Source organism: Brevundimonas sp., assembly GCF_041648615.1.
Classification (GTDB): Bacteria; Pseudomonadota; Alphaproteobacteria; order Caulobacterales; family Caulobacteraceae; genus Brevundimonas.
In genome coordinates, this window is record NZ_JBAZOS010000001.1 from 17,473 (window position 1) to 30,488 (window position 13,016).

Annotated in this window: 8 protein-coding genes; 6 read left to right on the plus strand and 2 right to left on the minus strand. The window is 69.6% G+C overall.

The genetic code is table 11. The annotated features are described in order from the left end of the window. Positions 1-81 precede the first annotated feature (81 nt). Complete coding sequence (locus WC555_RS00115) at positions 82-1,350, plus strand: DUF418 domain-containing protein (protein WP_373250195.1); 1,269 nt, start codon at positions 82-84, stop codon at positions 1,348-1,350. Between the two features lie 39 nt (positions 1,351-1,389). Then, positions 1,390-2,883, plus strand: a complete 1,494-nt coding sequence (gene hisS, locus WC555_RS00120; RefSeq protein ID WP_373250196.1) for a histidine--tRNA ligase — start codon at positions 1,390-1,392, stop codon at positions 2,881-2,883. Between the two features lie 412 nt (positions 2,884-3,295). Here the strand turns inward: hisS and WC555_RS00125 are convergent, their stop codons facing one another. After that, complete coding sequence (locus WC555_RS00125) at positions 3,296-5,422, minus strand: M13 family metallopeptidase (RefSeq protein ID WP_373250197.1); 2,127 nt, start codon at positions 5,420-5,422, stop codon at positions 3,296-3,298. Positions 5,423-5,574: 152 nt separating this feature from the next. Between WC555_RS00125 and WC555_RS00130 the strand changes: the two genes are divergently transcribed. Together WC555_RS00130 and WC555_RS00135 are read left to right on the plus strand one after the other, a co-directional pair. Beyond that, positions 5,575-7,407, plus strand: coding sequence for a cation:proton antiporter (locus tag WC555_RS00130; RefSeq protein WP_373250198.1), 1,833 nt, complete (start codon positions 5,575-5,577; stop codon positions 7,405-7,407). A 213-nt stretch (positions 7,408-7,620) separates the two neighbouring features. Then, on the plus strand, positions 7,621-8,280 hold the full coding sequence (locus tag WC555_RS00135) for a TetR/AcrR family transcriptional regulator (RefSeq protein WP_373250199.1): 660 nt from the start codon (positions 7,621-7,623) through the stop codon (positions 8,278-8,280). A 206-nt stretch (positions 8,281-8,486) separates the two neighbouring features. On the opposite strand, the gene WC555_RS00140 is transcribed toward WC555_RS00135, so the two are convergent. After that, positions 8,487-9,608, minus strand: a complete 1,122-nt coding sequence (locus WC555_RS00140) for a Rieske 2Fe-2S domain-containing protein (protein ID WP_373250200.1) — start codon at positions 9,606-9,608, stop codon at positions 8,487-8,489. 117 nt (positions 9,609-9,725) lie between these two features. Between WC555_RS00140 and WC555_RS00145 the strand changes: the two genes are divergently transcribed. Together WC555_RS00145 and WC555_RS00150 are read left to right on the plus strand one after the other, a co-directional pair. Then, positions 9,726-10,688 (plus strand): alpha/beta fold hydrolase, encoded by a 963-nt coding sequence (locus tag WC555_RS00145; RefSeq protein ID WP_373250201.1) that lies wholly within the window; start codon positions 9,726-9,728, stop codon positions 10,686-10,688. Positions 10,689-10,805: 117 nt separating this feature from the next. Then, a complete protein-coding gene (locus WC555_RS00150; RefSeq protein WP_373250202.1) occupies positions 10,806-12,911 on the plus strand; it encodes a transglycosylase domain-containing protein in 2,106 nt (701 codons plus the stop codon). Positions 12,912-13,016: the final 105 nt, after the last annotated feature.

The following is a 13,016-nucleotide window of genomic DNA, read 5'->3' on the forward strand; positions in this document are numbered from 1 at the left end:
CCGCAGCCGGTTACGGCGAATTCAGTTTCGGACCGCCGCCGCTTCCGCCAAGCTGGGCCTCGCCAGACCCGGGGGAAGATCATGGCCGCCATCGACATCGACGCCGCGCCGCGGGCCATGCCCGTGTTGACGCCTGTCCAGCCAAAGGACCGCATCTACAATCTGGATGTGCTGCGGGGCTGGGCCATCCTGGGCATTCTGGCGGTCAACGCCGTCAGCTTCGCCTGGCCGTTCCAGGTGACCATGGCCGAGGGCCCGCCTCCCGGGGTGCTCAGCCATGCCGACACCATCGGCCTGTGGGTCACGGATGTCTTCTTCGCCGACAAGATGCGCACCCTCTTCACCATGCTGTTCGGCGTCTCGGTCTTTCTGGTCGGGGGCGAGCGGTTCGATGAAGGCCGCGGCCGGCTGCTGCGCCGGCGCCTGCTGTGGCTGGGGCTGTTCGGCCTGATCCACGGCGCCGTCTTCTGGTACGGCGACATCCTGCTGCACTACGCCTATTGCGGCCTGCTGGTCATGCTGATGCGCTCATGGAGCGCGCGCCGGCTGCTGTGGGTCGGCGGCTCCATCACCCTGCTGTGGGGCCTGGTCGCCGCCGGCGCCTCCTGGGGCATGGCCAACCTGCCTCCGGAGATCGCGGCCCAGATGCAGGCCGCGATGCCGACGGCCGACGCCGCCGCCATCCAGACCGCGGTCGATCTCTACCGCGGCGGCTGGCCGGCGGGCCTGCTGGCCAATCTCGAGACCTGGGCGACCTTCCAGCTGATGGCCAGCCCCTTCCTGATCGTCGTCACCGTGCCCCTGATGCTGCTGGGGCTGGGCCTGTTCAAATCCGGCTATCTGTCCGGTCGGTCGCCGCTCTGGGTCTATCTTTTGATCCTGCTGGTCGGCGGGGCCAATCTGGGCGCCTTCGCCTGGTTCGGCTGGCAGGAGGCGATCGCCCCCGAGGGGACGGATCCGACCCACGGCCTGGCCGCCGCCGCGGGCGGCATGGCGCCCCTGATCACCCTGTTCTACGCCACCGTCCTGATCCTGATAAACCGGTTCGGACTGAGGGTTCTGACCGCCGTCTTCGCGCCGGTCGGGCGGATGGCCTTCACCAACTATCTGACCCAGACCCTGATCATGATGACCCTCTACTATGCGCCCTGGGGCCCGATGTGGTTCGGGACGCATGGCCCGGCCGAGATGTGGATGGTGGTGGTCGCGGTCTGGATCGCCCAGCTGATCTGGTCGCCGCTGTGGCTGTCGGCGTTCAGCATGGGGCCGCTGGAGTGGCTGTGGCGCTGCCTGACCTATGGCCGGATGGTGCCGATCCGCAAACCGGCCGCGGCGTCCGTCGCCCTCTGAGCGTTGCCCGGGGCCGGGTGATGGCTTAAGCGGCGCGACATGAGCACCGACACGCCGACCCGCCCCGAAGCCCGCAATCCCCGGGGGTTCGCCGACCGGCGAGGCGCCGACCTGATCGCCGAGCGCCGCCTCGTGGCGCGCGTGTCCGAGGTCTATGAGCGCTGGGGCTTCGAGCCGCTGGAGACGGGGGCGTTCGAATACGCCGACGCCCTGGGCAAATTCCTGCCCGACGCCGACCGCCCGAACGAGGGCGTCTTCGCCCTGCAGGACGACGACGACCAGTGGATGGCCCTGCGCTACGACCTGACCGCGCCCCTGGCCCGGTTCGCGGCCCAGGGCTGGGAGACCCTGCCCAAGCCGTTCCGCCGCTACGCCTTCGGTCCCGTCTGGCGCAATGAGAAGCCAGGCCCCGGCCGGTTCCGCGAATTCGTCCAGTGCGACGCCGACACCGTCGGCTCGGACCGGCCCGAGGCCGACGCCGAGATCATCGCCATGGCCTGCGAGGGTCTGAGCGCCGCCGGGCTGGGCGCGGACCAGGCCGTGGTCCGGGTGTCGAACCGCAAGCTGTTCGACGGCCTGTTCGACGCCGGCGGCGTCACCGATCCGCGCCAGCGCCTGACCGCCCTGCGCGCCATCGACAAATTCGACCGTCTGGGCTGGGAGGGCGTCTCGGCCCTGCTCGGCGAGGGGCGGCTGGACGAGTCGGGCGACTACACCAAGGGGGCCGATCTGCCGCTCGGCGTAGCCGCGACCATCGAGGCCTTCCTCGCCTCGGCGGGCGACGCGGCCCTGTCCCGCGCGGCGACGCTCGAGGCCGTGGCGCGCGCCGGCGGGCTCGGAGCCGCCGGCGAGGCCGCCCTCGAGGAGCTGGCGGCGATCGACCGGGCGCTGACCGCGATGAAGGTGGGCGAGGACTCGGTGCGCTTCGATCCGACCATCGTGCGCGGGCTGGAATACTACACCGGGGCCGTGTTCGAGGCCGAGTTGCTGCTGGACACGACCGACGACAAGGGTCGGGCCGTGCGCTTCGGCTCGATCGGCGGCGGCGGCCGCTATGACGATCTGGTCGCCCGCTTCACCGGCGAGCGCCTGCCCGCCACCGGCTTTTCGTTCGGCGTCTCGCGGCTGGCCTCGGCGCTGAAGGCGGCGGGCCGCGGCGCGGCGGAGTCGGTGCGCGGCCCGGTGGTGGTCATCGTCTTCTCCGACGCCGACATGCAGCACTATCTCGACGCGGTGTCCGAGCTGCGCAACGCCGGGATCGCGGCGGAACTCTACCTCGGCCGGGCGGGCATGAAGGCGCAGATGAAATACGCCGACCGCCGCGGCGCGCCCGCCGCCGTCATCCTCGGCGGGGACGAGATCGCGGCCGGCCAGGTGACCGTCAAGGACCTCGACGCGGGCCGGATTCTCGCCGCCGGCGTCAGCGACAACGAGGCGTGGAAATCGGAACGACCGGGGCAGAGGGTGGTCGCACGCGGCGACCTGGTCGCGACCGTCCGCGCCATCGTCGAGGGTGCGCACACAGCTTCGTGAGTTATCATCGATAACTTAGGAATTACTGTGAGTTCCGCGAGGCTTTCATTGACTTGAACGGCGAAATGTCGTCTTTCTGACGCACTCGGGAAGCGCAGCGTTTCGGCGCAGCAGCGGCTCGGAGGCGTTTCGGGGAGGAAACGTCCGCTCGTTAAAGAGCGAAAGAAAGCCCGCCGCGATGTATCCCCCGCGGCGGGCTTTTTTGCGCCTGGAGTTCTCCCTCCCCTTTGGGGAGGGAGGTCGCGCAGCGACCGGGTGGGAACGGCCGCAAGGCCGCCTCGGCTCTGCCGTCCCCACCCCGCCGCCGCTTCGCGCCGCCGACCCTCCCCCGGAGGGGGAGGGAGAAGCGCGCCAACGAAAAAGGGGCCGGAGCACCGCTCCGACCCCTCCTTCATTCAGCGCGTGAAACGCCCTACCAGATGCGGACCCGGTCTTCCGGGGCGAGGTAGTATTTCGAGCCCGGCTGGACGTCGAAGGCCTCGTACCAGGCGTCGATGTTGCGCACCGGACCGATGACGCGGAACTCGGCCGGGCTGTGCGGGTCGGTGGCGATCTGGTTGCGCAGGGCGTCGTCGCGCATCCGCGACTGCCAGACCTGGGCCCAGCCGTAGAAGAAGCGCTGGTCGCCGGTGGTGCCGTCGATCACCGGGGCCGGCTGGCCGTTCAGCGACAGGTGATAGGCTTCCAGGCCCACCGCGTTGCCGGCGGCGTCGCCGATGTTCTCGCCCATGGTCAGGCCGCCCTGGACCTTGAAGCCCGGGATCGGTTCGAACTGGTCGTACTGCTCGCCCAGACGCTTGGTCAGGCCGTCGAAATTGGCCCGGTCCTCCGCGGTCCACCAGCTGCGCAGGACGCCGTCGCCGTCCGACTTGGAGCCCTGGTCGTCGAAGCCGTGGCCGATCTCGTGGCCGATGACGCCGCCGATGCCGCCGTAGTTGACGGCCGGGTCCGCGTCGGGATCGAAGAACGGCGGCTGCAGGATGGCGGCCGGGAAGACGATCTCGTTGTTGGTCGAGTTGTAATAGGCGTTCACCGTCTGCGGGGTCATGCCCCATTCGGTCTTGTCGACCGGGTCGTTCAGGCGGTTCAGCTGGTAATTCCACTGGAAGAGGCCGGCGCGCTCGGCGTTGCCGAACAGGTCGTCGGGCCGGATTTCCAGCGCCGAATAGTCCCGCCACTTGTTCGGATAGCCGATCTTGACGGTGAATTTGTTCAGCTTGTCCTGGGCCTGGGCCTGGGTGTCGGGGCTCATCCATTCGTAGGTGCGGATGCGGTTGCCCAGGGCGACGCGCAGGTTGGCGACCAGCTCTTCCATCTTGGCCTTGGACTCGGCCGGGAAATATTCGGCCACATACTGGCGGCCGACGGCCTCGCCCAGCATGCCCTCGGCGAAGCTGATGCCGCGCTTGTCGCGGGGACGCTGCATCGGCTGACCATTGAGGTCGCGCGAGCGGAACTCCCACTGGGCGTCGGCGAAGCGGCGCGACAGGCGCGGCGCGGCGTCGTCGGCGGTGTGGAAGGCCTGCCAGGCCTGGACCGTGGCGATCGGCGTCTCGGCGTAGATGGCGGCGATCTTCGGCATGGCCGTGTCCTGACGGACGATCAGGCGCGGAACCTCGCCCACGCCGACGGCGGTATAATAGTCCTGCCACGGGAAGCCGGGGGCCTCCGACGCCAGCTGGGCGATGGAGTATTCGTTGTAGGTCTCGTCGCGATTGCGGTTCTGGATCGGGGTCCAGTGCGCCTCGGCGATACGGGTCTCGAAGGCCACGATGTCGGCGGCGGCCTGTTCGGCGTTCTCCCAGCCGATCATGCCCAGCATGCGGGCGACATAGGCTTGGTACAGGACCTTCTTCTCGGCCCAGCGCTGCTCCAGATAGTAGTCGCGGTTGGGCAGGCCGAGGCCCGACTGGCCGGTCGAGACCACATAGCGGGTCGGCGCCTTCTGGTCTGTGGTGATGCCGGTGCCGAAGATGGATCCGCCGATGCGGCCCTGGGTCCCGCCCATGTAGACGGCGGCCTTGTCGTGGGTGTCGGCGGCGCGGATGGCGGCCAGGTAGGGGGCCAGGGGCTGGGCGTCCAGCGCCTCGATCCGCGCCTCGTCCATGTACGAGCGATAGGCGTCGGCGATCTTCTGTTCGTCAGACGCGGCGATCAGGTCGGTGCGGGCGGTCAGGCCCTCGATCATCGCCTTGACGCGGTTGTCCGACAGTTCGCGCAGCAGGGCGAACGAGCCGTAGCTGGTGCGGTCCGACGGGATCTGCATCCGGTCGAGCGCCGCGCCGTTGGCGTAGCGCATGAAGCTGTCGCCCGGCGCCACCGAGGTGTCGCGGCCGGCGAGGTCAAAGCCCCAGGTCCCGTATTTCGGCGCTTCCGTGCCCTGGTAGCCCAGAACCGTCGCGCCTTCGGGCGGGGCCTGGAACAGTTCGAAGACGGTGCAGCTCTCGTCGATGCAGCCGTGCTCGTGGTCCTGGGCGGAGGCCACCGAGGCGGGAAGCAGCAGCGCGCCGAGCGCGGCGCCGATCAGCAGGTTCTTCATGGGGAAATCCTCGACTTCGCATCTCTGTGGACAGCGTCGGCCGGGACCCTACGCGCCGGTTCCGGCCTGTCGCCTGAATTTTTTGTCATGTGCGACGGAAAGCCGGACAGGCCGGCGTTTCAGCCTGTAGGCTGAACGTCATTGGGGGCTGGATGACGATTCACGGCGGCGGCGGCGAGTATCGCGATCTCGTGGTCTTCCTGGCCGCAGCGGGCGTCGTCGTGCCGCTGTTCAACCGTCTGAAAATCAGCCCCGTCCTCGGCTTTCTCGCCGCCGGAGTGCTGCTGGGGCCGCAGGGGTTGGCCCGGATGGCCGACACCGTGCCCTGGCTGGCCTGGCTGACGATCTCGGACGCCGGGCAGATCCGCTCCCTGTCCGAGCTCGGCGTCGCCTTCCTGATGTTCATGATCGGGCTGGAGCTGTCGTGGGAACGGCTCAAATCCATGCGCCGGCTGGTGTTCGGCCTGGGCCTCACCCAGGTGGCGCTGTGCACTGTCGGCCTCGGGGCCGTCTTCATGCTGATGGGCCAGCCGCTGGTTTCGGCGGCGGTGCTGGGCATGGGTCTGGCCCTGTCCTCGACCGCCGTGGTCATGCCGGTGATGGCCGAGCGCGGCCGCATCTCCACCACCGCCGGCCGCGCGACCTTCGCCATCCTTCTGGCCCAGGACCTGGCGGTGGCTCCGATCCTGATCACGGTCACGGTCATGGCCGCCATGGCCCAGGGCGCCATGCCCGGGGGCGAGTTCGATCCGTCGGTGCTGCGGCCCGCCCTGCTCACCCTGATCCCCGCCGCCATCGGCCTGGCCCTGCTGGTGGTGCTCGGCCGGCTGGTGCTGCGCCCGATGTTCAGCTCGGTCGCGCGGGCCAAGGCGAAGGGGCAGGGGCAGGAGATGTTCATCGCCGCCAGCCTGCTGGTCGTGGTCGGCGCCGGCCTGGCCGCCCAGGCCGCCGGCCTGTCGATGAGCCTCGGCGCGCTGATCGCCGGCCTGCTGCTGGCCGAGACCGAGTTCCGGCGCGAGGTCGAGGTGTCGATCGAACCGTTCAAGGGCCTGCTGCTGGGCGTCTTCTTCGTCGGCGTCGGCATCAGCCTGGACATCGACGCCGTGGCCGCGGATCCGGTCGGGGTCTTCGGTCTGGCGGCCCTGATGACCCTGTTCAAGGCCGGCCTGATCTACGGCGCCGCCCGGGCGTGGAAACTGAACAACCGCACCGCCATCGAGGCGGCCCTGGTGCTGGGCCCGGCCGGCGAGTTCGCCTTCGTCATCCTCGGCGCCGGTCTGGTCGAGGGCGTCGCCTCGCCCGACTTCACGCAGAAGGTGCTGCTGGCGGCGACGATCAGCATTTTCAGCATCCCCCTGATGGCCCTGATCGCATCGAAGCTGGTGCGTCGCGCCGAGGTCCGGCATCCCGACCTTCCGGCCGAGGCGATGGAGCCGACGGCGGCGGAGGGCCAGGTCCTGATCGTGGGCTTCGGCCGCGTCGGCCGGCTGGTCGGCGAAATCCTGCTGACGCACGAGCAGACCTTCCTCGCCATCGACGCCGACGCCTCGACCGTCGGCAAGGGCCGCGCCGAGGGCTCGAACGTCTTCTATGGCGACGCCGCCCGGGCCGAGATGCTGGCCCGGTGCGGTATCGACACAGCCAGGGCGGTGGTGGTGACCATGGACGCCCCGGCCAAGGTCGACGAGGTGGTCCGGGCCGTGCGGGCCATTCGCCCCGACGTGGTGCTGATCGCCCGGGCGCGGGACGACAAGCACGCCGTGCGCCTGTACCGGCTGGGCGTCACCGACGCCGTGCCCGAGACGACCGAGGCCAGCCTTCAGCTGGCCGAGAACACCCTGATCGACCTCGGCGTCCCCATGGGTCTGGTGCTGGCCTCGATCCACGAGCGTCGCGACCAGTTCCGCAAGGTGTTCCAGGAGGCCATGCCCGGGGGCGAAGGGCCGCGCCGGGCCCGCGCCCTGCGCTCCACGCTGCGGCGCTGAGACGCAGGCGACGGATGTCCCGCCCACGCCGCGTTAACCTCCAGCCTAACCGTCCCGTTAATCCGCTTACCCCAATTTGGTCATCGTTGCGTGATGAGTGCCCCACCTCGCCTTCCAGGCGTGTTCGCGCGCCGCGCGCGCCCCAATGACCCATCGCTTCGGCGTTCAGTTTTACCGGCGGATGTCAGCCGCCGCTTCGTGAGTAATCGTTTCATGCGAGATGTCGCCTCCCCCTCCCCCGTAGCCGACGTCGAGGGCGAAGCCCCCCGGCTGAACCGCCGCCAGGCCGCCAAGGTCCGCACGCGCCAGAAGGTGCTGGACGCCGCTCGCCTGCTGTTCGCCGAGCGCGGCTACGAGCCCGCCACCATCCGCGACATCGCCAAGGGCGCGGGGATGTCGACCGGCGCCGTCTTCGCCAACTTCCAGGACAAGGCCGAACTGTTCGAGGCCGTCCTGGCCGCCGACATGGTCAAGCTGGCCGATACGCTGAAGGCCGCCGCCGCCGCCGAGACCACCGTGCGGGGTCGTATTCTGGCCGCCCTGACCGCCGGCTACCACGCCTCTCTGGAGCAGTTGCCGCTGGTCCAGGCCGTCATCGCCCGCTCGTGGTTCCAGCCGGTTGCGTCCGAAATGCGCACCCGCGCCGCCATCCAGCCGCTGCTCTCGGTGGTCACCGACGCCCTGCAGGCCGGCGTGGGCGACCGCGAACTGCGTCAGGACGCCGACGTCCGCCTGCTCAGCGGGATGATCTACGAGGCCTTCCTGTCCAACTACCGCCGCGCGGCCTACGACGGCTGGACCATCCAGCAGCTGACGGACCAGATCGGCAAACAGGTCGATGTGATCCTCGCCGGCGCGCTCAGCCGCCAGTAGGCGTTCGTCTCCTCCCCATGAGCGTCGCGAATGGGGAGGTGGCGCGGCGCGGCTTCGCGCCGTGACGGAGGGGGCGACGCCGGCCGGGCCGGTGGATCGCTGATCCCCTCGCATCGAGTCGCCCCCTCCGTCTCGCCGGCTGCGCCGACGATCCACCTCCCCATCGGCTGCGCCGACAGGGAGGAGACAGGATCAGGCCGCGGCCTTCAGCTTTTCCAGCGCAGAACTGCCGGCTTGACCGGATTGGCGAACGGCCGACCCTCGGCGCGGCTGCGGATCCATTCGCGCTTCAGCTGCTGGTACCATTTGGCCTGCTTGTCGGCGTCGTCGATCCAGATCAGGGCCGGGTCGTAGCGCAGCCCCTCGTTCTGCAGGTTCACCATGCCGCCGTCCTGTTTCAGGAAGGCGACCACGCCGAGTCTCAGGAACGGCCTGGCGAGCGCGAACACCCAGTGGTCGGACCAGAAGATCTGGGTGATCCGCGTCCTCGTCTCGCTGACGGGCGTCAGGCAGGTCAGGGCCAGCACCTGTTTCGGCCCCACCTGGATATGCTCCCAGCGATAGCCCGGCAGGCGGAAGGTGATCTCGGTCGCCGGCGCCCCGCCGAGGATCCTGTAGGCCCGGCTGTTCGACGACGGCGCGTGCCGCACCATGGCGAAGCCCTGGTCGCGCGGCTCGAAGGCCTTGGCCTTTTCGTGCATCGAATGCTCGGATCGCCACCACCATTGCTGATGCACATAGGGGCCGTGGGCCGGATCCATCAGGCCGACGACGGCGTGGTCGATGTGGGCGTCGAAATCCATCCATTCGACCAGCTTCGCGCCGCCGCCGACGACGCCGGGGAACTGCGGCGGCTCATGGTCCGGTTCGGCCGGATTGCGCGGGTCCGAGGCGGCCCAGACGAACACCATCCCCTGGCTCTCGCGCACCGGATAGCTGCGCACCCGGATGCGGTCCGGCTCATAGGCCTGCGCCTCGACCAGCGAGGGAATGGCGGCGCAGACCCCGTCGGGCCGGAAGCGCCAGCCGTGATAGCAGCACTCGATCGTCTCGCCCTCGCCCGGCTTTTCGACCAGCCGCCCGGCCGACAGCGGCGCGGCGCGGTGCGGGCAGATGTCGCGCATGGCGTAGACCTGACCCGCCCGCGTCCGGCCGATCAGCACCGGTTCGCCCAGCAGCTCGTGGCGCTTCAGCGACGCCGGCGCCACGTCGCGCGACAGGGCGACGAAATACCAGGCGTCCTGCACAAAGCCCTGGCCGAAGGCGGTCGGCGGGGCCTTGGCCTCGGGCGATTTTGCGGAAACGGGGGCGCTGTCGGCTGGGTTCATGGGATCAGTTTAGCGGGCTGGATGCGCGAAGTCTTGACCGGCTGCATCCGTTCGCGCCCTCTACGGCGACTTAGGGACAGGGACGGGCGCATCGCCCGTGCATTCGGGGATCCGACCATGAAGACCATGACCGCCGCCGCGGCGCTTTCCGCCGCTCTCACCGGAGCGCTCGCCATCCTCGCCACCCCCGCCCTGGCGCAGGAGCATCAGCATGAACCCCAGGCTCAGAGCGCCCCCGCCGCCCACGGCCACGCCCACGCCGCCTTTGAGTCCGGCCGCTTTCACGTCCGCGTCGACGGGCCCGAGCACCCGGTCGGCGACGTCATCCTGATTCCCGGCCTGTCGTCCTCGCCTGAGGTCTGGGACGGTCTGACGGAAGACCTGAAGGGCCGGTACCGCGTCCACCGCGTCCACATCCAGGGCTTCGCCGGCGCGGCCGCCGAGGACAACGCCACGGGTCCCGTCTCGGCCCCCGTGGCCGAGGACCTGGCCCGCTACATCGCCGAACAGGGGCTGAACAAGCCGGCCGTCATCGGCCATTCGATGGGCGGGACCATCGGCATGATGCTGGCCGCCCGTCATCCCGACAGCGTCGGCAAGCTGATGGTGGTCGACATGGTGCCGTTCATGGGCGCCATGTTCGGCGCGCCGGGCGCCACGGCGGAAAGCGTCGCCCCCATGGCCGACCAGATCTACACGGCCATGACCGCAGGCCCCGAGGAAGGCTACCGCCAGCAGGCCGCCGCCTCCGTCACCGGCATGATCAACACTGAGTCCTTGCGCGCCGGTCCGCTGGAAGACACGGCGAAAAGCGACCGGGCCGTCTCGGCGTCGGCCTTCCGGGAGCTCATCGTCACCGATCTTCGGCCCGAACTGCCGCGGATCACGGCCCCGACCACGGTCGTGTATGTGAAGTTCAACGACCCGCGCATGACCGACATGATGGTCGACGGCATCTACCAGGCCTCCTACGCGACCCTGCCCTCGGCAAAGCTCAAGCGCATCGACGACAGCGCCCACTTCATCATGCTGGACCAGCCCGCCGTATTCGCCGCCGAGGTGAACGCGTTTTTAGAATAGGCGGTCAAAGCGTCATGGTTTCGGCGGAAACGACCCTCACAGTCCTGTGATCGGTACGGGGGCGTTTCCGTTGACGGCCTGATCGGCTAGGACCGGTCAGGGTCAGATGAGGTTTTCATGGCGGGTTCCGGCTTCAGCTTCGGACGCGGCGGCGACGCCGGCGGTCCCCGGCCCGCGCGCACGCCGGTGCAGAGGCTGGTCTATTGGGCCGCGGTCCTGGCCGTCTGGGGCCTGATCTTCCTGGTGGTCTTCTTCGCGGTGTTCGCCCGCGACCTGCCCGACACCGCGACCCTGTACAATGTCGATCGCCAGCCCTCGATCACCTATCTGGACCGCAACGGGGCCCTGATCGCCGTGCGCGGCACCCAGCAGGCCCCGCCGGCGGACCTCGCCGCCCTGCCGGACTATGTCCCCGCCGCCTTCATCGCCATCGAGGACCGGCGCTTCTACCACCACCCCGGCTTCGACCCCGTCGGCATGACCCGCGCCATGGCCGCCAACATGCGCGCCGGGCGGGTGGTCCAGGGCGGCTCGACCCTGACCCAGCAGCTGGCCAAGAACCTGTTCCTCAGCCCGGACCAGAACATCAAGCGCAAGGTCCAGGAGCTGATGCTGGCCGTCTGGCTGGAGATGAAATTCTCCAAGGAAGAGATCCTCGCCCTCTATCTGAACCGCGTCTATTTCGGCGCCGGCGCCTATGGCATCGAGGCCGCGTCGCAACGCTATTTCGACAAGGGCGCCAAGGACCTGACCGTCGGCGAGGCCGCGCTGCTGGCCGGCCTGCTCAAGGCCCCCTCCCGCTATTCGCCGGTGTCCGAAAGCGAACGGGCCGGGGTCCGCGCCACCGTGGTGCTGAACGAAATGGTCGACGCCGGCGTCATCACCCCGGAACAGCGCGCCGAGGCCGCGGCCTCGCCCGTGCGGGTGTCGCGCACCCTGTCGAGTCAGCATGCGCAGTATTTCATCGACTGGCTGGACAAGCAGATCCGCGAGCTGGTCGGCGAACCGACCGAGGACATGGTGGTCGAGACCACCCTGGACCTGACCCTGCAGACCCAGGCCGAGCGGGCGGTGCATCGCATCCTCGTGCGCGACAGGTCCAAGGGCGTGCAGCAGGCGGCCCTGGTCGCGCTCGACGGCGACGGCCGGGTGCGGGCCATGATCGGCGGGGCCTCCTATGCCGACAGCCAGTTCAACCGCGCCGTCGACGCCCGCCGCCAGGCCGGCTCGGCCTTCAAGCCCTTCGTCTATCTGACCGCGCTGGAAAGCGGCTACACGCCCGAAACGCGGGTCAATGACGCGCCGATCCGCATCGGCAACTGGTCGCCGCGCAACTATTCGGGGACCTTCGCCGGCGAGATGAGCCTGGCCAACGCCGTGGCCCAGTCGACCAACACGGTCGCCGCCGGTCTCGCCGACCAGATCGGCCGCGACAACGTCGCCCGCACCGCCCGCCGCCTCGGCATCACCAGCCGCATCGGCCTCGAGCCCGCCATGGCCCTGGGCGCCGTCGAGGTCTCGCCGATGGAGATGGCCCAGGCCTTCGACGCCTTCGCCAACGGCGGCAAGCGCGTCCGCGCCTATGGCATCAGCCGCATCCGCACGCCGCAGGGGCGGGTGATCTACCAGCGCTCGGCCCGGGCCGACGGCGCGGTGCAGGCGATCTCCAACCCCTTCCTCTACTACCAGAACCAGATGCTGCGCGGCGTCATGACCTCGGGCACGGGCCGCTCGGCGGCCATCGCCGGCCGCGACGTGGCGGGCAAGACCGGCACCACCTCGGACTACAAGGACGCCTGGTTCGTCGGCTACACCGGCGGCTTCGTCACCGCCGTCTGGGTCGGCAAGGACGACAATACGGCCATGCGCGGCGTCACCGGCGGCTCGTCCCCGGCGGCCATCTGGCGCGGCTTCATGGAGGCGGCCCTGCCGCGCCTGAACGCCCCGGCCATACCCAACGGCCCGGCCATGCCCGAAGGCTGGCAGGCGCCCGTCAGTCCCGTCGAAAACCTGCTGGGCGAGATCGGCGACCTGTTCGGCGACAGCCCGCCGGCCGACGAGTCCGTCCCGCCCGAGGACCAGCCGACGCTCGAGCCGCGGCGCCCGGAGCCCGGTCCGCCCGTCGTCCGTCCGACCGCGCCCCAGCCCCAGCGCGATGTCCCGGACCAGCGCCCCGAGCCGGTCGCGCAACCCGAGAAGAAGGCCGACCCGCTGTTCTTCTGAAGCCTTTCCGACCGGGACAATCCGGGCTGGATAACCGGGACATCGCTACCGGGACAAGGGCGACAAGTGATACATCCGGGACAAAGGCCGACCGCTGTTCCCCTG

Bases quoted from the DNA above. Each gene is read 5' to 3' on its own strand.
- WC555_RS00115 (WP_373250195.1), top strand. From the start codon at position 82: ATGGCCGCCATCGACATCGACGCCGCGCCGCGGGCCATGCCCGTGTTG.
- hisS (WP_373250196.1), top strand. From the start codon at position 1,390: ATGAGCACCGACACGCCGACCCGCCCCGAAGCCCGCAATCCCCGGGGG.
- WC555_RS00125 (WP_373250197.1), bottom strand. From the start codon at position 5,422: ATGAAGAACCTGCTGATCGGCGCCGCGCTCGGCGCGCTGCTGCTTCCC.
- WC555_RS00130 (WP_373250198.1), top strand. From the start codon at position 5,575: ATGACGATTCACGGCGGCGGCGGCGAGTATCGCGATCTCGTGGTCTTC.
- WC555_RS00135 (WP_373250199.1), top strand. From the start codon at position 7,621: ATGCGAGATGTCGCCTCCCCCTCCCCCGTAGCCGACGTCGAGGGCGAA.
- WC555_RS00140 (WP_373250200.1), bottom strand. From the start codon at position 9,608: ATGAACCCAGCCGACAGCGCCCCCGTTTCCGCAAAATCGCCCGAGGCC.
- WC555_RS00145 (WP_373250201.1), top strand. From the start codon at position 9,726: ATGAAGACCATGACCGCCGCCGCGGCGCTTTCCGCCGCTCTCACCGGA.
- WC555_RS00150 (WP_373250202.1), top strand. From the start codon at position 10,806: ATGGCGGGTTCCGGCTTCAGCTTCGGACGCGGCGGCGACGCCGGCGGT.